The organism is Catenuloplanes niger (genome assembly GCF_031458255.1).
Classification (GTDB): Bacteria; Actinomycetota; Actinomycetes; order Mycobacteriales; family Micromonosporaceae; genus Catenuloplanes; species Catenuloplanes niger.
Window position 1 is genome coordinate 5,252,668 of sequence record NZ_JAVDYC010000001.1, and the last position, 25,255, is coordinate 5,277,922.

The 25,255-nt window shown below is 70.9% G+C and carries 21 protein-coding genes and 1 tRNA gene; 15 read left to right on the forward strand and 7 right to left on the reverse strand.

Going from position 1 to position 25,255, the window contains the following annotated elements:
- Positions 1–41: 41 nt before the first annotated feature.
- The 3 genes from J2S44_RS23365 to J2S44_RS23375 all read left to right on the forward strand — a co-directional run bounded on the left by J2S44_RS23365 (position 42) and on the right by J2S44_RS23375 (position 3,072).
- Positions 42–1,232: a hypothetical protein gene (locus tag J2S44_RS23365; RefSeq protein ID WP_310417796.1), complete on the forward strand. Its 1,191-nt coding sequence runs from the start codon at positions 42–44 to the stop codon at positions 1,230–1,232.
- Positions 1,233–1,282: 50 nt separating this feature from the next.
- The gene (locus J2S44_RS23370; RefSeq protein ID WP_310417798.1) at positions 1,283–2,179 is read left to right on the forward strand and encodes an inositol monophosphatase family protein; all 897 of its coding nucleotides are present in this window, start codon (positions 1,283–1,285) and stop codon (positions 2,177–2,179) included.
- A 299-nt stretch (positions 2,180–2,478) separates the two neighbouring features.
- Positions 2,479–3,072 (forward strand): recombinase family protein, encoded by a 594-nt coding sequence (locus J2S44_RS23375; protein ID WP_310417803.1) that lies wholly within the window; start codon positions 2,479–2,481, stop codon positions 3,070–3,072.
- 85 nt (positions 3,073–3,157) lie between these two features.
- Here J2S44_RS23375 and J2S44_RS23380 read toward each other — a convergent pair whose 3' ends face one another.
- Positions 3,158–3,421, reverse strand: a complete 264-nt coding sequence (locus tag J2S44_RS23380; RefSeq protein WP_310417806.1) for a mycoredoxin — start codon at positions 3,419–3,421, stop codon at positions 3,158–3,160.
- A gap of 126 nt (positions 3,422–3,547) precedes the next feature.
- On the opposite strand from J2S44_RS23380, the gene J2S44_RS23385 reads away from it, so the two are divergent.
- The 3 genes from J2S44_RS23385 (at position 3,548) to J2S44_RS23395 (ending at position 6,730) form a co-directional block, all read left to right on the forward strand.
- A complete protein-coding gene (locus J2S44_RS23385) occupies positions 3,548–5,698 on the forward strand; it encodes an ATP-dependent DNA helicase UvrD2 (protein WP_310417809.1) in 2,151 nt (716 codons plus the stop codon).
- Positions 5,699–5,827: 129 nt separating this feature from the next.
- Complete coding sequence (locus J2S44_RS23390) at positions 5,828–6,199, forward strand: hypothetical protein (protein ID WP_310417812.1); 372 nt, start codon at positions 5,828–5,830, stop codon at positions 6,197–6,199.
- A gap of 165 nt (positions 6,200–6,364) precedes the next feature.
- Positions 6,365–6,730 carry a WhiB family transcriptional regulator gene (locus tag J2S44_RS23395; RefSeq protein ID WP_310417815.1) on the forward strand — a complete coding sequence of 122 codons (366 nt, stop codon included), beginning with the start codon at positions 6,365–6,367 and terminating at the stop codon, positions 6,728–6,730.
- Between the two features lie 279 nt (positions 6,731–7,009).
- On the opposite strand, the gene J2S44_RS23400 is transcribed toward J2S44_RS23395, so the two are convergent.
- The 3 genes from J2S44_RS23400 to J2S44_RS23410 all read right to left on the reverse strand — a co-directional run bounded on the left by J2S44_RS23400 (position 7,010) and on the right by J2S44_RS23410 (position 9,830).
- Positions 7,010–8,356: an ABC1 kinase family protein gene (locus J2S44_RS23400; RefSeq protein WP_310417818.1), complete on the reverse strand. Its 1,347-nt coding sequence runs from the start codon at positions 8,354–8,356 to the stop codon at positions 7,010–7,012.
- Positions 8,357–8,360: 4 nt separating this feature from the next.
- Complete coding sequence (locus tag J2S44_RS23405; protein ID WP_310417823.1) at positions 8,361–9,458, reverse strand: hypothetical protein; 1,098 nt, start codon at positions 9,456–9,458, stop codon at positions 8,361–8,363.
- Positions 9,459–9,659: 201 nt separating this feature from the next.
- Positions 9,660–9,830, reverse strand: coding sequence for a DUF5679 domain-containing protein (locus J2S44_RS23410; protein WP_306835039.1), 171 nt, complete (start codon positions 9,828–9,830; stop codon positions 9,660–9,662).
- Positions 9,831–10,270: 440 nt separating this feature from the next.
- Here J2S44_RS23410 and J2S44_RS23415 point away from each other — a divergent pair, with 440 nt between their 5' ends.
- Positions 10,271–10,801 carry a M48 metallopeptidase family protein gene (locus tag J2S44_RS23415; protein ID WP_310417826.1) on the forward strand — a complete coding sequence of 177 codons (531 nt, stop codon included), beginning with the start codon at positions 10,271–10,273 and terminating at the stop codon, positions 10,799–10,801.
- Between the two features lie 181 nt (positions 10,802–10,982).
- On the forward strand, positions 10,983–11,579 hold the full coding sequence (locus tag J2S44_RS23420) for a hypothetical protein (RefSeq protein ID WP_310417829.1): 597 nt from the start codon (positions 10,983–10,985) through the stop codon (positions 11,577–11,579).
- 4 nt (positions 11,580–11,583) lie between these two features.
- Here J2S44_RS23420 and J2S44_RS23425 read toward each other — a convergent pair whose 3' ends face one another.
- Complete coding sequence (locus tag J2S44_RS23425) at positions 11,584–12,786, reverse strand: zinc-dependent metalloprotease (protein WP_510183886.1); 1,203 nt, start codon at positions 12,784–12,786, stop codon at positions 11,584–11,586.
- Between the two features lie 188 nt (positions 12,787–12,974).
- Here J2S44_RS23425 and J2S44_RS23430 point away from each other — a divergent pair, with 188 nt between their 5' ends.
- From J2S44_RS23430 to J2S44_RS23445, 4 genes are all read left to right on the forward strand, one after another.
- Positions 12,975–13,982 carry a YlbL family protein gene (locus tag J2S44_RS23430; protein WP_310417834.1) on the forward strand — a complete coding sequence of 336 codons (1,008 nt, stop codon included), beginning with the start codon at positions 12,975–12,977 and terminating at the stop codon, positions 13,980–13,982.
- A gap of 157 nt (positions 13,983–14,139) precedes the next feature.
- Positions 14,140–17,163: a UPF0182 family membrane protein gene (locus J2S44_RS23435; RefSeq protein ID WP_310417837.1), complete on the forward strand. Its 3,024-nt coding sequence runs from the start codon at positions 14,140–14,142 to the stop codon at positions 17,161–17,163.
- Positions 17,164–17,249: 86 nt separating this feature from the next.
- Positions 17,250–17,323 (forward strand) — tRNA-Met (locus J2S44_RS23440).
- A 237-nt stretch (positions 17,324–17,560) separates the two neighbouring features.
- Positions 17,561–17,848 (forward strand): STAS domain-containing protein, encoded by a 288-nt coding sequence (locus J2S44_RS23445; protein ID WP_310417840.1) that lies wholly within the window; start codon positions 17,561–17,563, stop codon positions 17,846–17,848.
- Positions 17,849–17,900: 52 nt separating this feature from the next.
- Here the strand turns inward: J2S44_RS23445 and J2S44_RS23450 are convergent, their stop codons facing one another.
- Positions 17,901–19,604, reverse strand: a complete 1,704-nt coding sequence (locus J2S44_RS23450) for an ABC transporter ATP-binding protein (RefSeq protein WP_310417843.1) — start codon at positions 19,602–19,604, stop codon at positions 17,901–17,903.
- Positions 19,605–19,660: 56 nt separating this feature from the next.
- Between J2S44_RS23450 and J2S44_RS23455 the strand changes: the two genes are divergently transcribed.
- The 3 genes from J2S44_RS23455 to J2S44_RS23465 all read left to right on the forward strand — a co-directional run bounded on the left by J2S44_RS23455 (position 19,661) and on the right by J2S44_RS23465 (position 22,773).
- Positions 19,661–20,233 carry a TetR/AcrR family transcriptional regulator gene (locus J2S44_RS23455; RefSeq protein ID WP_310417846.1) on the forward strand — a complete coding sequence of 191 codons (573 nt, stop codon included), beginning with the start codon at positions 19,661–19,663 and terminating at the stop codon, positions 20,231–20,233.
- Positions 20,234–20,405: 172 nt separating this feature from the next.
- Positions 20,406–21,986, forward strand: a complete 1,581-nt coding sequence (locus tag J2S44_RS23460) for an ABC-F family ATP-binding cassette domain-containing protein (RefSeq protein WP_310417848.1) — start codon at positions 20,406–20,408, stop codon at positions 21,984–21,986.
- A 91-nt stretch (positions 21,987–22,077) separates the two neighbouring features.
- On the forward strand, positions 22,078–22,773 hold the full coding sequence (locus J2S44_RS23465; protein ID WP_310417851.1) for a M50 family metallopeptidase: 696 nt from the start codon (positions 22,078–22,080) through the stop codon (positions 22,771–22,773).
- A gap of 49 nt (positions 22,774–22,822) precedes the next feature.
- On the opposite strand, the gene J2S44_RS23470 is transcribed toward J2S44_RS23465, so the two are convergent.
- A complete protein-coding gene (locus J2S44_RS23470; RefSeq protein ID WP_310417854.1) occupies positions 22,823–25,105 on the reverse strand; it encodes a glycoside hydrolase family 3 N-terminal domain-containing protein in 2,283 nt (760 codons plus the stop codon).
- Between the last annotated feature and the right edge of the window lie 150 nt (positions 25,106–25,255).

Sequence of the window (25,255 nt, forward strand, 5' to 3'; positions counted from 1 at the left end):
ATGATCGACGTCGCTTGCCCATTCGAGTGGGCAACAGTAGCGTGGCCGTCACGACCGGTGATGACGGATGGCTCGGCATCGGTGACGGAGAGGCCGGAATGGGAGCAGCGGCACAACGCAGCCAGTCCCCGCAGGCGCGCGGACGAGAGCTGGCACGACAGGGCAAGGATCTCTACATGGAATGCGGGTCGGTCAGCGCCGCCGCTCGCGAGCTGATGAACCGGCACCAGGATCTGCCCAGCATCCAGGCGCATCGGTACGCGGCGGGGCTGTCACAGGATCAAGCCGCAGCCCGGTACAACACCGTTGCCGGTAATCAGACCACTCTTGGTGGAACCACCATCAACGCGTGGGAGAGCTGGGCACGAGCGCGGGGAAGCGCGGGAGCCGGATCACCACCGTCGTTCGCCAGTCTGCTGATCCTCGCTACCGCGTACGGGCGTGGCCCGCATGGCACCGCGGACGAGACCATCTCGCCGAGTGACCTTGTGCAAGAGGCGTACGAGAAGCTAGGTCCCGAGGACCAACTCGCGCTGAAGAGCGTGGCCGCTCGTCCCTCCATGACCGCCACCAGCGACGCGCTCCAGCCGCGTAACGCCGTCGTCGGCGGGTCGCCGGGCGTGGACAACATCATCGGGCCGGACTTCAACCTCCAGGTGCCTACGATCGACAACGGGAATCCAGCCATCTGTGCGTTCTCGTTGCCCAACCCGAATCCGGGCCAGCTACTCGATCTCACCTGGAATACGTTCGGCTTCGGCGTCCAACGCCTGATGAAGCAGATCAAGAGCCTCGGACGACGGCTCAACGCTGACATCTGCTTCGGGATCAACGAGGCGGGCCTGGTGATGGCGACCTTCCTCGCCTCAGCCCAGTTCAACCGGTCCGCTATCGGGTACCTCCGGTGCCACCGGGTGAAGAACGAGGTGACCTTCACCAAGGAGTCCCACTACCCGGAGACGGTCGAAGCGCCGGTCATCGTCATCTGCGACTTCGAGGTGAAGCACGCGGACGTGGTGGGCCTGGTGGCGCGTGAGCTGCGAGCCCGCTACCCGGGAGCGGAGCTGTACTTCGCTGTCTTCGGCGCGATGACGAAGGGCAACTCGTTGGAGGTAGAGAGCTTCGACGATCTGACCGGAGCGACGATTATGAAGGCCGCGAATTTCGAGGCCGTCTTCATCGCCGCGACCATGAGCCCACCCGGCATCGAACCACCGCTTGAGCTGCGTTGACCGTTGGAGAGGCACTGATGGATCAAGCCAGGAACGTTCCCTCGCAGGCTATGAAGATCGCCGAGATGGTCAGATCGGTGATGCTGGAACTGCGACCCCGCCTCGTAGAGGCTGCGCTGACCGGCCGGCGGGGCGAGAGCGAGAACCTGCGTCACGCGGACAACTTCCTGTCTGAGCACGACCTGTGGATGCATCGGCGTTACCGGGAACTCCTCACCCCTGTTCTCGGCGCGTTCGTCTATGCCTCCGAGGAAGCGGAGCCGGAGGTGATCGGCGACGACCCCGACCCCGACCTGTGCGTGCTGGTGGACCCGCTCGACACGAGCGAACTCGCCGTGCGGGGCGTGCTTGGCTACACGCACGTCATGGTCTACTCACGCGCTGCGGCTCAACCGGTGATCGCCGTCGTCGGCGACATCTTCCACCACCTTCAGCTCTACGTCGGCGCTCGCGATGAGCAGGGCGTCGACCGAGCCTTCGTCGTGACCGCAGACGGCGAGACCTACGAACTCGGTCCGCGTCCACCGAAGCGACTCGCCGAGTCGATGGTGACCAACTTCCTGATGAAGCCCGGTGAACGCTTCCTCCCGCTCTCGCAGAAGACCCAGCTCATGAACACGCTTGATGAGCCGTCAGAGGATGGCAAGAGCCGGGGCCGTATCGGCGTGGACTTCGGCTCCGTCAGCCTCTGCCATGTCGCCGCAGGCATGACCGAGGCCGTCATCGAGTTCGCCAAGGGCTTCGCCGTCTGGGACCTCGCGCCAGGCCACTACATCCTGCACGCCGCCGGAGGAACCGTGCTCGACCTGGACGGCGACCCCGTGCCGCTCGACTATCGCTTCGGCTCGTTCGACGAGATCACCAAGGCCATGGACCGGCGACAGCGGTTCGTCGCTGCGGGAAGTAGCGAACTGGCGGCGGAAATTGTCACTGCGCTTCGCTCCTGACGGAGGCATTTGACCAGCTCAAGGGTTGTGCGGGCTCGTTCTAACCCGTTCAGAAAGACTCTGAAACTGTGGCGGAATCTGAGCTGCTATTACCTGCCGGTCCTCGGATGAAGGCGTTAGGGGTCGTACCCCCACCCTCATGTGTATGCAAACGTCCTGCTCAGAGGGTGTTCAAAAACGAAGGATTATGAGACGGCTCAGCCGGAGGGCTCGGCGAGGCTGAAACCTTGTCCATAACTCGTCTCGAAACATGGCTTACGAGCTTGATGTTTTGAGACGAGTTATGAGACAGTCTCTGCATGGCGATACCCACTGGCGTCAGCCAGCTCATCGGATATGCCCGTGTCTCCACCAACGCACAGGACGCACAGCTACAGCGAGACGCACTCGCTGAGGTCGGGTGTGCCCGGGTCTTCGAGGACAAGGCGAGCGGCAAGAACACCGACCGTGTGGGCCTCGCTGCCGCGTTGGATTACGCGCGGCCCGGCGACACCCTGTGCGTCTGGAAGCTTGACCGTCTCGGTCGCTCGGTGAAGGACGTGCTCACCATCGCGGACGATCTCCATGGGCGAGACATCGGCCTGCGCATCCTGACCGGCAAGCTCTCCGGGGTCTACACGCCTACCGGGGAGGGGAAGTTCTTCTTCACCATGATGGCCGCCTTCGCGGAACTGGAGCGCGACATCATCCGCGAGCGGACGCGGGCCGGACTGGACGCCGCGAAGGCTCAGGGCCGGACCGGCGGGCGGCCAACGGTCGTCAACGAGGACATCCTGACTGTTGCGCGTGCCCGGCGGGCGAAGGGCGAGAGCGTCAACTCCATCGCCAAGGTGCTGGGAGTCTCGCGGGCGACGCTGCATCGACACCTCGCGGAGCCCGCAGAGGAGCACTGAGCCGCGAGCCTGCGACACGGGAAGGCCGGTTGCCGACCGTCCGCGTACCGCAGGCTCAGGCGATCTCAGGCTTGTGGAGCTGCGATCAAGCGACCGGAGCCGTACCCGCGATGGCTTCCTTGACTTGCTTGATCGTCGGGTTTGTCATTACGATTTCGCTCCCGCCAGTGGGGGGAACAATGCGAACCGTGGGTACGGTCTGGTTCCCGCCGTTGACGCTCATCACGAACGCCGCCGCCTCGTCGTCCGCCTCGATGTCCACCACCTCGTAGCCGATGCCCGCACGGTCGAGCTGCGACTTCAGGCGATGGCAGTAGCCGCACCAGCTCGTCGAGTACATGGTCAACATCGCAGGTTCTCTCCCCTATGACAGACAGTGATGACCCGATCATCATCCCCAACCAGGGCCGATGTGCGGATAATCCCGCGCCCGGCGTGAGGTTTCCCGCGGCGCGATGACCTAGGCTCGAACGCCGTGGGTGACAGCGTCATATCCGGGCTCGACCCGGACCAGCTCAGGGCGGTGACCGCGCCGGCCGGGCCGGTCTGCATCCTGGCCGGCGCGGGCACCGGCAAGACGCGGGCCGTCACCCACCGGATCGCGCACCGCGTCCGCTCCGCGGAGATCTCCGCCCGGCACGTGCTGGCGGTCACGTTCACGGCCCGGGCCGCCGCGGAGATGCGCGCCCGGCTGGCCGCGCTCGGCGTCCCCGGCGTGCAGGCCCGCACGTTCCACGCGGCCGCGCTGCGCCAGGTCCGCTACTTCGCGCCGCGGATCCTGGACGGCCGGGCGATGCCGCAGCTGCTGGAGAGCAAGGCGCGGCTGGTCACGCTGGCGGCCGGGCGGACCGGCGTGCGCGCGGACCGGATCGTCGCGCGCGACCTGGCCGGCGAGATCGAGTGGGCCAAGTCGTCGCTGGTCGAGCCGGGGGAGTACCCGGTCGCCGCGGTGAAGGCCACCCGGGAACCGCCGCTGGCCCCGGAGCGGGTCGCGGAGGTGTTCGCCGAGTACGAGCGGGTCAAACGCTCGCAGGGCGTGATCGACTTCGAGGACATGCTGCGCGCCGCGGTCTGGGGCATCGAGGAGCACGCGGACGTGGCCGAGGAGGTCCGGTCGCAGTACCGGCACTTCGTGGTCGACGAGTACCAGGACGTGAACCCGCTGCAGCAGCGCCTGCTGGACGCGTGGCTCGGCGGCCGGGACGACCTGACCGTGGTCGGCGACGCGAGCCAGACCATCTATTCGTTCACCGGCGCCACCTCGTCGTACCTGATCGACTTCGCCCGCCGGTTCCGCAACGCGACGGTGGTCCGGCTGACTCGCGACTACCGGTCCACGCCGCAGGTGGTCGCGCTGGCCAACACGGTGATCGCGGCGGCCCGGGGCGCGGAGGCACGGCTGCGGCTGGAACTGGTCGGCCAGCGCACCCCCGGGCCGGAGCCGGAGCTGCGGATCTTCGCGGACGAGCCGGACGAGGCGGCCGCGGTGGCCCGCCGCTGCGTCGAGCTGATCAGGTCCGGCACGCCGGCCCGCGAGATCGCGGTGCTGTTCCGGACGAACGCGCAGTCCGAGGCGTACGAGGCCGCGTTCACCGACGCGCGGGTGCCGTACGTGGTGCAGGGCGCGGAGCGGTTCTTCGAGCGCACCGAGATCCGCCAGGCCATGATCGCGTTGCGCGCCGCGACCCGCTCCACGCCGTCCGGGACGCCGCTGCGGACCGCCGTGGTGGACGCGCTCGCCGCGACCGGCTGGGCGCCGGACGCACCGCCGCCCGGCGGCGCGGCGCGTGAGCGGTGGGAGGCGCTGGCCGCGCTGGTGCAGCTGGCCGTGGATTTCGCGGCGGTACCGGAGATCCTGCCGATCGGCGAGGGCGGGGCCGTGCAGCGGGACGCCACGCTGGCCGGCTTCAACGAGGAGCTGGCCCGGCGCGCCGCGCAGCAGCACGCGCCCGCGCTGGAGGGCGTCACGCTCGCGTCGCTGCACTCGGCGAAGGGCCTGGAGTGGGACGCGGTGTTCCTGGTCGGGCTGGCCGACGGGACGCTGCCCACCTCGTACGCCCGGACGCCGGAGGCGCTGGAGGAGGAACGCCGGCTGCTCTACGTCGGCGTGACCCGGGCCCGGCACTGGCTGTGGCTCTCCTACGGGCAGAGCCGGTCGCCGGGCGGGCGGCCGCGGCGGCCGTGCCGGTTCATGCCGAGCTTCGAGAAGCCGGCCACCGCCACCGCCGGACCGCGGCCGGAGACGCCGAGTCGGAAACCCGACCGGCGGCGCGTCCCGATCGCGTCCTGCCGGGTCTGCGGCGCCACGCTGCTGGCCGGCGCGGACCGCAAGCTGGGCCGCTGCCCGGGCTGCCCGAGCGACCTCGACGAGGACCTCTACGACCGGCTGGTCGACTGGCGAGCCCGGGTCGCCGGAGGCCAGAAAGTACCTGCATACGTCGTGTTGACGGATGCCACGCTGGTGGCCCTCGCGGAGCGCCGTCCGAGCCGGCCGGAACAGCTGCTGGAGATCGCCGGGATCGGTCCGCGCAAGCAGCGGCTCTACGGCGCGTCCGTGATGGCGCTGATCGGCGGCGCGACCGTCGATGAAGTGACCGCCCAAAAAACTTCTGAAAACCCGCATTAATTCGTTTGCCCTCTCGCGTGGGAGGGGCTTAGCCTCAGATCACACCTCACGAGCGCGGGTCTTCTTGCTGCTCGGACGGGGTGCAACCCGTATTCGTCAACGGCTAGTCGGAGAGAGAAGGTGACCCCCGTGGAGATCTACACGATGCTGCAGATCCCATCGATGTCCCCTGCCCTCCTGCTGTCCGTTGCCGGTCCGGTCCGGTCCGGTTCCGTGGCGACGCACGTGTCGCCGTGGCCGGTCAGGTCGATCGTGTCCGACGTCCCGCAGGTGGATCAGGTCTGCACCCAGGCCGAACTCCGGGTGCAAGACGGCCTGCCGGTGGCGTCTGGCGAGATCGAGCTCCAGGGCACCGCTGTGTCCCTGGTGAGTGGTGGCAACGAGTCCCTCAAGGGCCGCAACGGCTCTACGGGACACAACGGGATCACGGGCAACAAGGGCATGGCGAAGCGAGCCTTCGGCGGTGCCCGCGGTGTTCCACCTCGAGGAAGGCCGGTCTGACTTCATCAGACCAACCGGCTCACCTCGAGGCCGCGGAACCCGCTACCGGGATCCGCGGCCTTCGTCATTTTCGAAGCCCGCACACCGGGTTCGGAAACGACTCCGACCCCGTACGAAGTCGGAAAGCGATCTACGAGATCGAAGCGAGAGAGAGGTGACCGGGCGATGAGTCTGGCCCTTGCCGTGCTCGACACGAACGTCGAGCTGGAGGCAAACCTGCCCTGCCGGAAGTTCGACCCCGACCTGTGGTTCTCGGACGTCCCGGCCGAACTCGAGCTGGCGAAGTCGCTGTGCGGGGACTGCCCGCTGCGCACCGCCTGCCTGAGCGGCGCCGTGGACCGTGCCGAGCCGTGGGGCGTCTGGGGCGGCGAGATCTTCGAGCGTGGCGCGGTCGTCCCGCGCAAGCGGCCCCGTGGCCGTCCGCGCAAGGAGGACGCCGCGCGCGACGCCGAGCTGCGCACCGAGGTCGAGGCGCGGATGGCGGCCAACGAGCTGGCCGAGACCCGCAGCAACGTCCGTCTGGCGGCCTGACATGCACCCGATCAGCGTCGATGCCGGTCACCTGCCGGCACTGCAACTCGAGATGAATCCCGGAATCACTGCTTCCCTGAACGGAGCCGGCAAGATGCAACTACTTCACGAAGCGCTGTCGAGGGTACGAATGCGACAGCCTCAGGCCGCCACTCGGAGCGCTGAGGCACCTCGATCCGCACGCCGCGTCGCGATGGAGGCCCGTCAGCGGGCCGCTCGCGAACTGCGCGGATAACCCTTGTTCGATGCCCCCGGCCGTCCCGGCCGGGGGCTTTCCCATCAGGCGGAGAAACCGGGCAGCCACTCCTCGACGATGCCGCGGTAGCGGGCCCGCGCCTCCAGCTGGGAGAGCACGCCGATCGAACCCATCGTCACCCGGTGCAGCAGCAGGTACGACGGCGGCAGGTTGAGATGCCGGCTGAGCTGGTAGGCCGGGCTCTTCGGACTGCCCAGCCGGACCGCCTCCCCACGCAGCCAGGCGCGGGTGAACCGGAACTCCTCCTCGACCACCGGCGCCAGCATGGGCAGCAGGAACTCGAGCAGCCCGGGCGCGTCCAGGTGGTCGTCGTCCGGCTTGACGAAACCCTCCTCGACCAGCCCGGCCAGCACGGCGTCCGCGTCGCCGGCCAGCGCCAGCGCCAGCAGCCGGCCGACCGGCTCGGGCAGGCCGTCCGGCAGCCGGGCCACCGCGCCGAAGTCGATCACGCCGAGGCGGCCGTCCGGCAGGATCCGGAAGTTGCCCGGGTGCGGGTCGGCGTGCAGCAGGCCGCAGCGCCGTGGTGCGGAGAAGTGCAGCACGGCCATCAGGCGGCCGGCCTCGTCGCGCTCCTCCTGGGTGCCGTCGGCGATCACCGCGGCGAGCGGGGTGCCGTCGATCCACTCGGTGACCAGCAGGCGCGGCGTGGCCCGGACCACCTCGGGGACGTAGATGTCGGGATCCCCCGCGTACCCCGCGTGGAAGGCCCGCTGGGTCTCCGCCTCCAGCTCGTAGTCGAGCTCCTCGGTGATCCGCTCACGCAGCTCCGTGATCAGCGGTTTCACGTCCATGCCGGGCTGGATCGCGCGGAACATGCCGGCCAGCCGGGACAGCTGCTTCAGGTCGGAGAGCAGCGCGTCGCCGGCACCCGGATATTGGATCTTCACGGCCACCGTGCGGTCCGGCACCCGCTTGCGGCCCCGGCCCGGGGGTGGCGAGCGCCACACGGCGCGATGCACCTGCCCGATGCTGGCCGCGGCGGCCGGGACGTCGTCGAACTCGGCGAAGTTGGCCCGCCAGTCCTCGCCCAGCTCGGCCGCGAGCACCTTGTGCACGCTGGCGACGGGCAGCGGGGGAGCGGCCTCCTGCAGCTTGGTCAGCGCCTGCCGGTACGGTCCGGCGAGCTCGTCCGGCAGCGCCGCCTCGAACACCGACAGCGCCTGCCCGAACTTCATCGCACCGCCCTTGAGCTGCCCGAGCACGCTGAACAGCTGCTCGGCCGTGCGCTGCTGGATCTCGGCGGAGATGACGTCGGAGGCCATGCCGGTGACGCGCTTCCCCAGCCCCAGCACCGTCCGGCCGGCGAAGCCGAGCGGAAGGCTGGCGAGCTTGGCAGTGCGAGCGGCCGCCCGTCGGGGGATATCGGTCACCAGATCATTGTGCCTGGCTATCCGTGAAGGTGCCGGGCCGGAAGCGAGGAGATCGGCGGTGCCGGCGCCCACAGTCGCACGACGGGTGCTGCGCCCAGCGCCGCCGGCGCATCCGGGACGGCCCGTCGATCTCGGTCGCGCCGCCGATCGTCTCCGGCGTCCCGCCGTCCAGGTGGGCCAGCACCTGCTCGGCCGCGTAGGCCGCGGCGGCCAGCACGGTGGCGGCCCCGCCGGCCGGGGGCTCGTCACCCGGCCGGGGCACCAGCTGCGCGGCGAGCGCGGGCCAGACCGGGTCGCGGTCGCGCCGGTGCAGGTCCAGGCAGCGCAGGCAGGGGACGCCCGCGGCCGGCACCAGCGGGCCGACCACCATCGTGCCGTCCCGCGCGCCGACCAGCAGGTGCGCCTGCCGGCGCTGCGCGAACCCGGCCGCGAGCACCGGCGCGGGACGGTCCATGCCGAGTTGGACCACGAGCGCGGCCCTGCCGCGCGGCACCGGGCCGGTCCGCACGTCCGGCGCGACGCGGGCGATCGCGGCCCGCACCGCCCGGGCCCGGCCGGCGTCCCCGGTCACCGCGCCGCCGGCCCGGTCGCTGGCCAGCACCGGACCGGTCAGGTCGGCATGAATCCGGCCGACGCCGGCCTGGGCGAGCGCGACCGCGATCGGCCCGGCCGCCGGCCCGGGACCGGTGACGACGACGTCGGCCGCGTATCTGCGGCGCAGCACACGAGCCGGGTTGTCCACAGGGGCGGCGTCACCCAGCGCGATCGAGGCGGCTTCGCCGGACAGCCGCGCGCGGACCTCGCCGGCCAGCCCGGTGGGCAGGAAGTGGTGTGCGCCGAACAGCAGCCCGGCCTCGTGCAGCGCGGCGAGCAGCGCCCGCGCCTCCTCCTCGGCGAGCCCGAGCCGGTGCGCGTGGCGCAGCAGTGTGCCCTCCGAGCGGGTGCCGTCGACCAGGTCGAGCAGCTCACCGGCGCCGCTCGGGGCCGGTGCCAGCACGATGCCGCGGCGGGTGCCGGTGCCGAGCTGGAGCGAGCCCTCGTCCCGCCAGACCCGGCTCAGGCCGGGAATCAGCATCGGACGGTACGGCGGGGACGCGGCCATGGGTGACACAGTGTCACACCGCGCGGGTCGAGGCCCGAGTTATCCACAGGCTCGCACGGTTGTGCACCGCGTTATCCACAGAACGGGGCGGGTTATCCACAGCCCCTCGTTATTACTCAACGTGTTTACGCCGTCGCGGTAACGGCATTCCCTGGAAAAGCTGAGGGGCGGCCGGAGCCGCCCCTGCCAAAGCGTGCCGCGTCAGGCCTTGTTGGCCTTGCCGAGGATGCGGTTCATCGTCGTACCGCAGACCGGGCACTTGCCCTTGGCCATGTTCATCCCCGTCTTGGACACCTCCACGGAGCCCTCGAAGTCGCGCTTCTCCTTGCACTTCACGCAGTACCCGTTGTACGACTGGGTCTTGGTGGCCACGTGCCCCTCCTAGTTCGGTGACCGGCTTTGCCGCGCCCCGGTGTTCCGGCGCGGCGACCTATCGGCGCCGGCGGTTTCCTGCGACCGCCGCCGTGGGTCTTCGGTCCTCGCGGACCCGTACCCAGCTGCGGTCGATTCCATGTCCGGCGCGTACGCCGAGGTGGAGTCTGCCCGCCGAATTGCCCGGTTTTGGGCAGTTTCGTGCGGACACGCCGGAGAAGCTTTGCCCGTCGCCCACCTCGATGATCAAACGGGTCCACCCCCGATGCTCAACCGCGGAAACCGCCGGGTAGTCTCGCTGTCGCGACAAATTTTTTTCGGACTTGTGGGCCGAAAGAGGACTTTTTGGTCGCGGCTCACCCGGATGGCTCTTGCGAACCCCTGGCCTCCAGGGATTAGCGTGCCGATGTGAACGGAACCCGGGGCTCCGCGGGCCGGTAATGGCTGCTACGCGGAAGCCGGTCGTCGAGGTGCGGCGCAGTCAGCGTCGGCGCCGGACGGTGTCCGCGTACCGGGACGGCGAGCGCGTGGTCGTGCTCATCCCCGACCAGTTCTCCCGCGCCGAGGAGACCGAGTGGGTCGACCGGATGCTCGCCCGCCTCGCCGCCCGTGAGGAACGCCTCCTCCGCACCGACGCCGAGCTGCTGGCCCGCGCCCGCCGCCTGATCGCGCGATACCTCGACGACCATCGCGACCACGTCCTGCCGGACAGCGTCCGCTGGGTCACCAACCAGAACGGGCGCTGGGGCTCCTGCACCCCCGCCGACCGCACCATCCGCATCTCCCACCGCATCCAGGAGATGCCCGAGTGGGTGATCGACTACGTCCTGCTCCACGAACTCGTCCACCTCGTCGTGCCGAGCCACAACGCCCGCTTCTGGGACCTGGTCGGGCGCTATCCGCGCACCGAGCGGGCGCGGGGATACCTCGAGGGCATCTCCGCCGCGACCGGCATGGTCATGGACGACTAGACATCCTTCCCGCTTCCGGCGGCTCGTCCCCCGCATGCTCCCGCGGGCACCGGTCGTCGCCGGCGCTCCTCCCTGCCGGTTCCGCGTCGCAAGCCCGGCCCCCGCGCGCCCGGCGTGGACGGTGAGCGGGCGGCGGCGACCGGGGACGGGAGGCCGGCGCGGCGCGGGATAGCGTGAGGGAATGACGCGGCGGGTGGCGGTGGCGGTGCTGGTGCCGGTGGAGTGGGCGCCGCCGGGGGTGCGGCTCGGGACGTGGCGGGCCGCGCTCGCGGAGGACGTGGTGGATCTGCTGCGCGGGCTGGCGCAGGTGGACGCGGCCATCGCGGTGACCGGGGCGGACCGGGAGCTGGCGGAGGGGATCCGGTGGCCCGGGATGCCGGTCTACCAGGTGGGCGAGCTCGACGCCGGGAGCATCTTCGCGGCCGCGGCGGCGGACGGCTACGAGCAGGCCGCGCTGGTGGCGGGCGACGCGCCGAACCTGCCGGGGCTGACCGTGGGGAAGCTGCTGCGGCCGCTGACCACCCGGCCGCTGGCGATCGCGCGTGCGGACGCGGGGCCCGGGCTGGTCGGCGTGGCGGCGAACCTGCCCGTACCGGCGTGGTTGCCGAACTTCGATCTCGACTCCGCGGACCCCGGGGCGCTGCGGCGGTCGGCGGACCGCCCGGAGCAGGTCGGGTCGGCGCCGGAGTGGCGACGGCTGCGCACGCCGGACGACCTGCACGCGCTGGACCCCGCCGTGGAGGGCTGGGACGTGACCCGGGCCCTCCTCGGCGGCTGACGACTCAGGACTTCTCGGTACCGGGACCCGGATCCGGATCTGCCGGCGGCTCGTCGACGCTCGGCAGATCGTCCAGCTCGGCGATGTCGAAGTCGAGCTGGGACCGGGCGAAGACCTCCGGGTGGGCGAAGTCGTCGTCCGTGGGGAGCAGGTCGGGGTGGCTCCAGACGGCGTCCCGGCCGGCGACGCCGCGGTGCTCGGTGAGCGCGGCCCAGAGCGTGCTGGCCTCGCGCAGCCGGCGCGGGCGCAGCTCCAGACCGACCAGCGCGGCGAACGTCTGCTCCGCGGGGCCACCGGCGGCGCGCCGGCGGCGGAACGCCTCGCCGAGCCGGACCACGTTGGGCAGGCGGTCGGCGACGGCCGAGTCGACCACGTGGCAGACCCAGCCCTCGACCAGCGCGAGCGCGGTCTCCAGCCGGTTCAGCGTGGCCTTCTGCTGCGGCGTGTCCTCCGGGCTGAAGATGCCCTCCAGCGCCATCGCCTGCATCGACTCCGGGTTCGCCGGGTCGATGCGGCCCATCGCCTCCTCGATCGCCTCGCGGTTGACGGTGATGCCCGCCGCGTACGACTCGACGGCGCCGAGCACGTGCGCGCGCAGCCACGGGACGTGCTCGAAGAGACGCTGGTGCGCGGCCTCGCGCAGCGCCACGTACAGCCGGACCTCGTCCTCGGGGAGCTCGAGGCCCTTGCCGTAGGCGGTGATGTTGGCCGGGACCAGCGCGGCCATGCCGGCCGGGCCGAGCGGGAGGCCGATGTCGCCGGCGGAGAGCACCTCGCCCGCGAGCGAGCCGAGCGCCTGGCCGAGCTGGCCGCCGAAGAGCGCGCCGCCGAGCGTGGCGACCATCGACTGCATCGGGCCGAGCTGGGCGCGGGCCTCCTCCGGCACCAGGTCGCCCATGGCCGAGACCATCCGGCCGGCAACCGGGTCGCAGAGCTTCTTCCAGACGTCGAGCGTCCGGTTGACCCACTCCGTCCGGTTCCAGGCGACGGAGGTGCGGATGCCGGAGGGCAGCGCGGAGGCCGGATTGAGCCACAGGTCGGCGAGTTGCAGCGCCTCGGTGACCGAGTTTCGCTCGAACGGTGTGAGCGACGAGTCCCCGCTGGCGGTGAGCTGGCTCAGCGCGACCTGCTTGGCCAGATCCCAGTTCACCGGGCCGTTGCCGGGCGACGCGAGGAGCTGTTGCAGCTGAGCCATGAACTGCTGCATCTGCTGCGGGTCGTTGGGGTCGGGCGGCTGTGCGCCCGGCAGGGCGAAACCGAACGGGATGTCAGGCACGCCCTCAACGGTACGCGCGCCGAGGGAGTTCCGGCCGCTCCCGGCCTTGCGCTCATAGCGAATCGGTACCGGATGCACAGGAAACGAACAGCCGCGCCGCGATGGGTACGCTCAGCGGCATGAAACGTCGCGGCTTCACGGTCCTTGCCGGTGCGCTCATCACCTTCGTGCTGACCATGGCAGCCGTGTACGCCCCGATTCCCTACGTGATCCTCAAGCCGGGCCCGACCGTCGACACGCTCGGCAAGGACAAGGACGCCGAGATCATCCAGATCTCCGGCACCGAGACGTCCACCTCGACCGGCCAGCTCCGCCTGACCACGGTCGGCGTGCAGCCCGAGCCGAACCTGGTGAGTGCGATCCTGGGCTGGTTCGACGGCACCGAGGCGGTCGTGCCGCGCGAGCTGATCTACCCGCCGGACGAGACCGAGGAGCAGGTCGACCAGCGCAACGCGGAGGAGTTCCAGGCCTCGCAGACCACGGCGGAGACGGCCGCGCTGCGCGAGCTCGGGCTGCCGATCCTGGTCACCGTGGCGAAGGTCGCCGCGGACGGCCCGTCGGCCGGCAAGCTGCAGGACGGCGACGTGATCACCGCGGTGGACGGCACCGCGGTCGAGTCCGCGCCGGGGCTGACCGAGCTGGTCCGGGCGAAGCCGGCCGGCACCGCGCGCACGCTGGACGTGACCCGGGCCGGGCAGAAGACCACCGTGCAGATCACCACGCAGGAGATGGACGGTCAGCCGCGGATCGGCGTGGAGATCCAGGAGAAGCCGCCGTTCACGCTGGAGATCAAGCTGGACGAGATCGGCGGGCCGAGCGCCGGCCTGATGTTCACGCTCGGCATCATCGACAAGCTCACGCCGGAGGATCTGACCGGCGGGAAGGTCGTCGCCGGCACCGGCACCATCGACGGCGACGGCAACGTCGGCGAGATCGGCGGCATCCCGCAGAAGCTGGTCGGCGCGAAGCGGGCCGGCGCGCAGGTGTTCCTCGTTCCCGAGGGCAACTGCGAGGAGGCGAAGCAGAACGCGGTGGACGGCCTGCCGATGTACCGAGTGGCCACGCTCGATGACGCGCTGTCCGCCCTGGAGGCGATGCGTGCCGGCCGTACCCCCGAGCTTTGCTGAGTTTTTCCTGTAAGGACGCCGTTTGTGAGATCAGAACGTGAGCGAGGCGCCTGACGACTCCGGCGACCACAGGCCGTAGTCTTGTGCGTGTAACAGAGACAACTCCGGCCGGAAGGCACCGGCTGGCGCAGGACCTATAGCGGGCGGAGAGCCAACCGTGGTAGTGCGTAACAGTCCCCTACCGAGGATGAGCCGGCGTGGCCGTGCGACCATCGGCGTCCTGATCGGGGTGTTCGTTCTGTTCACCCTGCTCGGCTGGGGCGTCGATGCCTGGACCGACTGGTTGTGGTTCGACGAGGTCGCGTTCACGCAGGTCTTCACCGGCAAGCTGATCACCCAGTTGCTGCTCTTCCTGACGGTCGGTGCGGCGATGGCCGTGATCGTCGGCGGCAACCTCTACCTGGCGTTCCGGCTGCGCCCGATGCTGCGGCCACCGTCGGCCGAACAGGCCACGCTGGAGCGGTACCGGATGGTGCTGACGCCGCGCGTCGGCACCTGGATCGCGGTGCTGTCCGTCATCGTCGGCCTGTTCGCCGGCCTCTCCGCGCAGAGCCGCTGGCAGGACTGGCTGCTGTTCCGCAACAAGCAGCCGTTCGGTGTCGCCGACCCCGAGTTCGGTGTGGACATCGGCTTCTACGTCTTCGAGTTCCCGTTCTGGCGCTATCTGCTCGGCGTCGGCTTCACCGCCGTGGTGCTGTCCGTGATCGGCGCGCTCGCCGTGCACTACATCTTCGGCGGCGTCCGGCTGCAGGGCATCGGCGACCGGATGACCACCGCGGCCCGCGCCCACCTGACCACGCTCGTCGCGATGTTCGTGCTGCTCAAGGCGGTCGCCTACGTGCTCGACCGGCGGGCGCTGCTGCTCAACTACAACAACGGCACCGACCTGTACGGCGCGGGCTACGCGGACATCAACGCGCTGCTGCCGGCCAAGGAGATCCTGGCGTACATCTCGATCGTGGTGGCCATCGCAATCATCGTGTTCTCCAACGCGGTCATGCGGAACCTCACCTGGCCCGGCGTCTCGCTGGCACTGCTCGGCATCTCCGCGGTCGCGATCGGCGGCATCTACCCGTGGGCGGTGCAGACCTTCGAGGTCAACCCGAGCATCCGGGACAAGGAAGCGGAGTACATCCAGCGCAGCATCAGCGCCACCCGGGACGCGTTCGGCGTCGCGGCCAGCGAGGTCCAGGCGTTCGGGGCGAGCAACCTGACCCCGCCGCCGGAGCTGACCAGCGACTCGTCCGTCGTGCCGAACATCCGGCTGCTCGACCCGCAGCTGGTCTCCGAGACGTACACGCAGCTCCAGCAGGTCCGCGGCTTCTACGACTTCGGCGCGAAGCTCGACATCGACCGCTACGAGGTGGACGGCAAGAGCCAGGACTACGTGGTCGGCGTCCGGGAGATCAACTACAGCGAGCTGACCGACCAGCAGAACAACTGGATCAACCGCCACACCGTCTACACCCACGGGTACGGGCTGGTGGCCGCGCCGGCGAACCGCGTGGTCTGCAACGGCCAGCCGTACTTCGTCTCCGGCTTCCTCAACGAGGCCGTGGAGGACCCGCAGCAGGCCGAGCAGCTGCAGGAGTGCAGCTCCAACGAAGAGCTGATCAAGGTCGACCAGCCGCGCGTCTACTACGGCGAGCAGACCCGCGAGGAGGCCAACGACTACGCGATCGTCGGTGCGGCCGCGGAGGGCGCGAACGCGGCGGAGTTCGACCGGCCGGGCGCCGGCAACACGAACACGTACTACACGTACACCGGCTCCGGCGGCATCCCGATCGGCTCGCTGACCCGGCGCCTGCTCTACGCGGTGAAGAACGCGGAGACGAACTTCCTGCTCTCCGACGCGGTCAACGACAACTCGCGGCTGATGTACGTGCGTGACCCGCGCTCCCGGGTGGAGAAGGTCGCGCCGTTCCTCACCATCGACGGCGACCCGTACCCGTCCGTCGTGGACGGCAAGATCGTCTGGATTCTGGACGGCTACACGACGTCCGCGACGTACCCGTACTCGCAGCGGATCAACCTGCAGACCGAGACCGAGGACGCCACCACCGGCGTCGGCGCGTTCGCGCTGGCCGGACAGGACGTCAACTACATCCGCAACTCGGTCAAGGCGACCGTCGACGCGTACGACGGCACCGTCACGCTCTACGAGTTCGACACGCAGGACCCGGTGCTCAAGGCGTGGAACAAGGCGTTCGGCGGCGACCTGGTCAAGCCGAAGTCGGAGATCCCGGCCGCGCTCGCCGAGCACCTGCGCTACCCGGTCGACCTGTTCAAGGTGCAGCGGAACCTGCTGTCCAAGTTCCACGTGACCGACCCGGGCGGCTACTTCACCGGTGACGACTTCTGGACCGTACCGAACACGCCCGGCCAGTCCGACTCGCAGACCAGGCAGCCGCCGTACTACCTGAACACCCAGCTCGGCACGCAGACCGAGACGACGTTCCAGCTCACCGCCGCGCTCAGCCCGGCGAAACGGCAGAACCTCGCCTCGATCATGTCCGGCTGGTACGACGAGGCCGGCAACCCGAAGCTGCAGGTCCTGGAACTACCCGACTCCACCCCGGTGCTCGGCCCGGAACAGGTCTTCCAACGGATGACCACGGAAGGCGACGCGCGAACCGCGATCAGCCAGCTCACCGCGGACGGAGCGGCCCGGATCGACTACGGCAACCTGCTCTCGCTCCCGTTCGGCAACGGCATACTCTACGTCGAGCCGATCTACGTGCAGAGCAACGACGAGAGCGCGTACCCGCTGCTGCAGAGGGTGCTGCTCTCCTACGGCGACGGCAAGTACGTGGTGCTCGCCAACAGCATCACCGAGGGCATCAACACGCTGGTCGACCGGGCCCGGCGCGGACAGACCTCGCCGCCGTCCACACCGCCGGACCAGAGCGGCGGCACACCGGCGACACCGGCACCGAGCGGCTCCGCGTCGCCCGCGGCACCGGCCACGCCCACGCCGAACACGCCACCGTCCGCACCGGCCGGCAACGTCAGCCTCGACCAGGCCGCGGACCGGGTCCAGGCCGCGATCACCGAGGTCCGGGAGGCACAGCGGTCCGGTGACTTCGAGCGGTACGGCAGGGCGCTGACCGCGCTCGACGCCGCGATGAGGGACTGGGACGCGGCACAGCGAGCCGTCACCTCACCCAGCCCACAGGGCTGATCCCACACCGAGAACGACCCCCGGCGGTACGCGCCGGGGGTCGTTTGCACCCCCGGTGACCACTGCGGTAATGTTCTACGAGCCGACGCGGGGTGGAGCAGCTCGGTAGCTCGCTGGGCTCATAACCCAGAGGTCGCAGGTTCAAATCCTGTCCCCGCTACGAGTGTCGAGGGGCGTCTGTCCGCGGAAAGCGCGGACGGGCGCCCCTCTTCGCATTCTGCTCCGGGGGCCGAGCCCCCGGAGGCCCCGCGGGGCGGGTGGGGCTGCGTGGTGTGGTGCGGCTTCGTTGGGTTGGGCTTGGTTGGGCTTTGTTGGGCTTGGTTGGGCTGGGCTGCTTTTTGTGGGGGTGGGGGCGTTGGTGTGGGGGGTTGAGGTGGGGTGGCGGGGTGCGGGGGTTGTGGTGGTGCGGGTGGTGGGGGAGATGGATCGGGATACGGCGCCGGAGGTGGAGGCGGCGGTCGATGAGGTGCTCGGTGGGGCGCGGGTCGAGAGTGTGGTGTTCGATCTGGGTGGGGTGACGTTTCTGGACTCGGCGGGGATTCGGGTGCTGCTCACCTGCCGGGAATTGGCCGAGCGGGCCGGTGCGGGGCTGGTGGTCGAGCGGGCGCACGAGGTGGTGCGCCAGGTGCTGACCATCACCGACCTGATGGGTGTGCTGCGGGTGGCGCCGGCCGCGGAGAGCTGATGGGTGTGCTGCGGGTGGCGTCGGGCGGGGGGGAGCTGAGCCGCGGGGCCGGTCAGGTGAGAGATGTCTCGGGGGTGGCGATCCGGAGCGCCTCGATCAGGCTGCGGTAGAGCGCGTCGGACGCCAGGAGCTCGGCATGGGTGCCCTGGGCACGGATCCGGCCGGAGTCGAGCACGACGATGTGGTCGGCGTCCAGGACCGTGGAGAGACGGTGCGCGATCGTGACGACGGCGCCGGTCCGGGACTGCTCCCGGATGCACTCCTGCAGCGCCCGCTCGGTGAGCGCGTCCAACTGGGCGGTGGCCTCGTCGAGCAGCAGCAGGTCGGGCGTGCGGATGATGGCGCGGGCCAGGGCGATGCGCTGACGTTCGCCGCCGGAGAGTTCGGTGGCGGAGACCGGGTTGTCCAGGCCCGCGGGGAGCGCGGCGACCCGGTCGGTGAGCCGGACCGCGGCGAGCGCGGTGGCCAGCTCCGCCTCGGTGGCGTCCGGGTGGGTGAAACGCAGATTGTCGCGGATCGTGCCGGGCAGCAGCGGGGTCTCCTGCTCGACGTAGGCGATCTGCGAACGGACCTGGTGGTTCGCGTACGGGACACCGTTCAGCAGCAGCATGCCGTTCGTCGGCTCGACGAAGCGCAGGATCAGGGAGAACAGCGTGGTCTTGCCGGCGCCGGACGGGCCGACGATCGCGGTGTGACCGTGCCGGGGAACCGCCAGGTCGATCTCGTGGACCGCGTCCGGGCCGTCCTCGGCGTAGCGCGCGGAGACCCGCCGCAGCTCCAGGACCGGGGCGGACGGCGACGACGTGGGCGGCAGCTCGGAAAGGTCCTCGACCGGGAGCTGCTCGACGGCGCGGAGCCGGGACGCGGCCGCGATGCCGGCCTGCAACGTCGTCAGGTTCTGGGTCATCTCGGCGAGCGGGCCGATCAGCTGGAACGTGTACAGCAGGAACGCGATCAGGCCGGAGACCTCCAGCAGGCCCGCGTCCACCCGCCAGGCGCCGATGCCGAGCACCACGATGACGGCGAGCTGGACGCCGGTCCACGAGACGGTCATCACCTCGGCGGCCCGGTGCGCCGCGCGCAGGCTGTGCCGGAACGCGTTCTCGGCCGCGGCCACCACCCGGTCGGACTGACGCTCCTCGGCGCGGCTGGCCTTCACCGTCCGGATCGCCCGCAGGCTGCCCTCCAGCGTGCCGCCGAGCTCGCCGATCGAACCCTGCGCGGCCTCCTGCGCACGGCCGATCGACGGCAGCAGCGTCACCATCACCGCGCCGACGGCCAGCACCGCCACGAGCGTGCTGGCCAGCAGCACCAGGTCGAGCACGGCCATCAGCACCAGCGTGGCGGCGGCCGCGACCGCACTGTTGATCAGGTTGACCGCGCTGGCGGACGCGTCGTGCAGCAACTGCGGGTCGGAGGTGGCGCGGGTGACCAGCTCGCCGGTCGGGCGGCCGGTGAGCGCGTCGATCCGGGCCGCGAAGTAGCGCCGGACCACGGAGACCCGCGCCTGGTAGACGACCTGCTCGGCGACCGTGGCCATCAGCTTCCACTGCCGGAACGAGATGATCGTGCCGACCACCACCAGCCCGAGCAGCGCCAGGACCGGGACAACCGGGAAGCCGTCGCCGAGCGAATCGATGATCTGCTTGGCGGCCAGCGGCGTGGCCAGGCTCGCCGTGCTCGCGAGCAGACCCAGGACGAGACCGAGCACGAGGGTACGGCGGTGCGGGCGCAGATAACCGAGCAGAACTCGCATGGGCCAGAGTGGAACATGATTGTTCCGTTATGGTCAAGGGAGTATCCTCGGACGGCATGACGACCGACGTTCCGGAGACCGGCAGTCGTGCGCGCACCCGCCGGGCGATCCTGGACGCCGCGATCACGACGCTCGGGCGGAACTCGGCCGCCTCGCTCGGCGAGATCGCCACCGCCGCCGGCGTCGGCCGGACCACGCTGCACCGGTACTTCCCGGACCGCTCCGACCTGCTCGCGGCGATCAAGGAAGAGAGCGTCGCGCGGATGGGCCGGGCCGTGGAACTGGCCCGGCTGCCGGAGGGCACCGGCCGCGCCGCGGTCGTGCGGCTGGCCCGCGAGTACTTCGATCTCGGCGACCTGCTGTCGCTGCTGTTCGCCGATCCGTCACCGGCCGGCGACGCCGTCTGGGACAGCGACTCGGACGGCTGCGACCCCCGGCTGGCGGAGACGGTCGCCCGCGGCCACCGGGACGGCACGATCGACCCGGAGCTGCCGCCCGGGTGGGTGGAGACCCTGATCTGGTCACAGCTCTACGCCGGCTGGGCCTACACCGCGGACGGCGCGTCCCGCCACGACACGCTGCGCCTGGTCCTGCGCACCCTGACCGGCGCCCTGACGCCGCCGGCCTGAACAAAACCGGATGCCGCCGCCGTGGCCCCCCGGTTAGCATCGGGCCCATGCCGTACGTGCTCTACCTGTGAGACGGCCGCCGGCCGCGCTGCCGGCCTCCTCGCCGTCCACGTAAGCCTCGTCGAGCGCCGCCCGCGATCATCCGGGCGCGCCGCTCCGTGCTGGGAGAGCAATGCCAACCTCAACGATTCTGCCCGCGCGCGCCCGTGCGCAGCTGACCGCCACCGACATCCATCTCGCGCGCGGCGGCGTCCCCGTGCTCCGCGGCGCCGCCCTGACCGTCACGCCCGGCTCGCGCTGGGGCATCGTCGGCGAGAACGGACGCGGCAAGTCCACGCTGCTGGCCGTGCTCGCCGGCACCCTCGAACCCGACTCCGGCACGGTCCGCCGGGCCGGCACGATCGGCCTCGCCGAGCAGGAACTGCACGCCGCCGGCGACGCCACGGTCGGTGACGTGATCGACGCCGCGCTGCACGACGCCAGGGCCGCGCTGCGCGCGCTCGACGCGGCCGCGGCGGCGCTGGCCCGGGAGGAGCGTGGCGCGGCCGACGGATACGCCGACGCGCTGCACGCGGCCGAGGCGCTGGAGGCCTGGGACGCCGACCACCGGGTCGACGCCGCGCTGGCCGCGCTGGGCGCGGAACGGGACCGGGCGCGACCGCTGGCCGAGCTGTCCGTCGGCGGCCGCTACCGGGTCCGGCTCGCCTGCCTGCTCGGCGCGGAGCACGACTTCCTGCTGCTGGACGAGCCGACCAACCACCTCGACGACGACGGGCTGGCCTACCTGACGTCGAAGCTGACCACCACCCGGGCCGGCGTGGTGCTGGTCAGCCACGACCGGGCGCTGCTGGCCGCGGTGGTCACCTCGGTCGTCGACCTGGACCCGTCCCGCGACGACCTGCCGCGCGTCTACGGCGACGGGTACGCCGGATACCTCGCCGGTCGCGCGGCCGAGCGGGAGCGCTGGGTGGAGGAGTACGACCGGCAGCGCGCGGAGCACGCGCGACTCACCGCGCACCTGGCCGACGCGCAGGACCGCCTGATCGACAACTGGCGGCCGGACAAGGGGACGAACAAGCACAAGCGCGCCACCCGGGCGTCGTCCCAGGTCCGCACGTTCCACCGGCGGCAGGACGAGCTGGCCGCGCACGCGGTCACGGTCCCGGAACCACCGCTGCGCCTGTGCCTGCCCGAGCTGCCGCGCAACGCCACCATCGCGCTGGACGGCGTGACCGTCGCCGGCCGGCTGGCGAGGCCGGTCTCGCTCACGGTCGGCCCGTCCGGGCGGCTGCACGTCGACGGCCGGAACGGCGCCGGCAAGTCCACACTGCTGGCGGTGCTGGCCGGCCGGCTGCAACCGACGACCGGCACCCGGCGCGTCGCGCGGAGCCAGCGCGTCGGGTACCTCGCGCAGGAGTCGCCGGAGCCGGGCACCGAGACCGCGCGCCGGCTGTTCGCGGCGGCCGGCGGCACGGTCGAACTGGCGAGCCTCGGCCTGCTCGACCCCGGAGAGCTGGACCGGCCGGTACGCGAGCTGTCCACCGGCCGCCGGCGCCGGCTCGACCTGGCGCTGGTGCTGGCCCGGCGCCCGCACGTGCTGCTGCTTGACGAGCCGACGAACCACCTGTCGATCGCGCTGGTCGACGAGCTGACCGCGGCGCTCGGCGACACCCGGGCGGCGGTCGTGCTCGCCACGCACGACCGGGCGCTGCGCGCCGACGTGGACGGGTGGCCGAGGCTCACCATGGAGTAGCGCAGTCCGCTACGTCAAGCGATTGTCCGGTGACGGATAGCATCCTTGTCGGGGATGGTGATCAATATTGAGCCGCGGATAGCTTGGCGGCATGCCCGGTCTACTGGAGATCGCCGCGGCCGTTCCTGATCCGGGGGTCAACAAGGTGGCCTGGGCCGGCGCGCTGCTGGCCTGGCTGCTGGCGGTGCCGGCGTACGTCATCTTCGGCCTGATCGACACGATCGCGCACGAGGGTGGGCACGCGCTGCTGGCCAGGCTGCTGTTCCAGCGGGTCCGGGCGATCCGGCTGTTCCGGGACGGCGGCGGTGCGACGTACTTCGACGAGGACATGCCATGGGCGGTCGACGTGGCGGTCAAGTTCATCGGGTACGTCGCGCCGTCGCTGTTCGGCCTGGCCGCCGCGTGGCTGCTCGCCCGGGACCTGGTCGACGCGACGCTCTGGGCCAGCCTCGGATTTCTGTTCGTCATGCTGTTCGCCGTGCGCGGGCTGCTCGGCTGGCTCGTCGTACCCGCGCTGATGGTGGTGATCTGTTATGTCGCCCTGGCGGTGGAACCACCGATGCGGGAACTCTTCGCCCACGTCTGGGCCTGGTTCCTGCTGATCGCCGCGGTCGAGACGATGCTGATCTTCCTGCGCGCCCGCGGCTACGACCACAACTCGTCGGACGCGGGCGCGCTGCACCGGCTGACCAGCCTGTCCGGCGCGTTCTGGGCGGTGCTGATGCTGTTCGGCACCACGGCCGCGCTGGTCTACGGCGGCGTGCTGATGCTCCGTGCCGCGGTCTAGCCGTGATCGAGACGCCCCGCGGACCGGGACGCCTCGATCACGAGTGGGGCTAGCGGACGGTGAGCGTGGCGGAGGACTCGCCGGCGGTCACCAGGTACCGGCCCGGCGCGACGCGCGGCGACTCCGTGGAGATCATGTCGCCGGGGGTGACCGCGAGCCGGGACGCCGGGAAGTTGAGCGTCACGGTCCGCGTCTCACCCGCGGCCAGCGGCACCTTGGTGAACGCCACCAGCCGGCGCGGCGGCGCCAGCGGGTTCGCCACCTCCTGGCCCACGTAGACCGGCACCACCAGGTCACCGGCGCGGCCACCGGTGTTCGACACGGTGACCGTGACCCGCACGTTGTCCTTGGCCCGGACCGTGCCGGACGCGAGCGCGACACCGCCCGTGCTGAACGTGGTGTAGGACAGGCCCGCGCCGAACGGGTACGCCGGCGTGTAGCCCGAGCCGACGCCGCCGTTCGTGCCCGGCAGCTGCTGGTAGTACAGCGGCTGGTTGCCGATCTGGCTCGGCCAGGACACCGGCAGCCGGCCGCTCGGGTTGGCCCGTCCGTAGAGCACGTCCGCGATCGCGTTGCCGCCCTCGCTGCCCGGGTTCCACGCCGCGAGCAGCGCGTCCGTCTCGTTGGCCGGCCCGAGCACCAGCGGCCGGTCGGACACCACCACCACGATCACCGGCGTGCCGGTCGCCTCCAGCCGCGCCACCAGGTCCTGCTGGTCCGGGGCGAGCACCGGGTTCGGCATGTCCGCCTCGCCCTCGGCCGCGGCGCGGTTACCGACCGCGACCACCACCGCGTCCGCGCTCTCGGCCTGGGCCACCGCGTCGTCCGGGCTGGACGTGCCGACCACGGTCGTGCCGGCCGGCGCGGTGTCACGCAGGCCGTCGAGGATCGTGGTGCCCGGGATGGTGACGCCGTCCGGGACGCGCTGCCAGCCGACCGTCCAGCCGCCGACCTGGTCGGTCAGGTTGTCCGCCTGCGGCCCGGCGACCACGATCTTCTTCGTGCTCGCGCCGAACGGGAGCGTGCCACCGGAATTGCGCAGCAGCACCAGCGACTCCGTGGCGGCCTGCCGGTTGAGCGGCCGGTCCGCCTGCAGCACGGTCGCGTCCGCCGCGGCCGGGTCCACGTACGGGTTGTCGAACAACCCGAGCTGGAACTTCAGCGTCAGGATCCGGCCGACCGCCTGGTCCAGCCGCTTCTTCGAGATCAGCCGCTGGTTCACCGCGTCGAGCGCGGCCTGGTGGAAGCCCCGGTCGTCCGGCGGGACCATCGCCATGTCCACGCCCGCGTTGACCGCGGCCGCGACCGCACCGGCGTAGGAGTCGGTGATGTGGTACGCGGTGTGCAGCAGCCGGACGTCGTTCCAGTCGCTGACCACGACGCCCTTGAAGTCCCACTCGTCGCGCAGCAGATCGGTGAGCAGCCAGCGTGAGCCGGTGGCCGGGATCCCGTTGACCGCGCCCGAGTTGACCATCACGGTCAGCGCGCCCGCGTCCACCGCGGCCTTGTACGGCGGCAGGATCGTGTCCTGCAGGTAGCGCGGGGACAGGTCGCCCGGCGCGCGGTCGTGCCCGTTGAACGGCTCGGAGTAACCGGCGAAGTGCTTGACGGTCGCGGCGACCGGGCGGCCGGACACCCGGTTCTGCAGGCCGGTGACCGCGCCGGCGGCCAGCGTGCCGGCCAGCACCGGGTCCTCCGCGTACGTCTCGTAGTAGCGGCCCCAGCGCTGGTCCCGGGCCAGGTCGGCGACCGGCGAGAAGTTCCACGTGGTGCCGGTGGCGGCGACCGCGCGCTGGGTCGACTCCGCGGTCCGCTGGTTCAGCGCGGTGTTCCAGGTGGCGCCGAGCCCGAGCTGGTGCGGGAAGATCGACGCGCCGATCACGTTGTTGTGCCCGTGCACCGCGTCCACGCCGTAGACGATCGGGATGCGCAGGCGGGAGTTCTCGATCGCGTACCGCTGGATGGCGTTGACCATCTCGGCCCAGGCCCGCGGCGTGTTCACGGCCGGGGCCGCGCCGCCGCCGGAGAGCACCGAACCGGCGTGCTGATCCGCGAGAACCTCCCGCATGCAGGTCTCGTTGAGCGCCCCGCCGCTCCAGGTGCAGTCGCCCTGCATCCGGTTGACCGCGATCTGCTGGAGCTGACCGACCTTCTCCTCCACGGTCATCCGGCGCAGCAGGTCCGCCACCCGGGCCGGGGTGGACGCCTTCGGGTCGAGGTAGCGCTCACCGGCCGCACCGGCGGGCGTGGCGGTGAGCGTGAGCATCAGGACGCCGGCGAGCGCCGGCGCCAGCAGCCGCCGCCGGGTCGTGGGGGGATTGAGCAGTCGCATGGATCCTCCCGAGCACAGGTTTGCGTTCACTCCGGCCAGGGTGATTCGGAAACGACGGCCGGGGATCGACCAGACGCTATGACTTAGATGCAAGGTCGTCAATGCGGTGGGTAAGGATGCGGGGAAAAGTCCGGTCGCGCGTTGAACCAT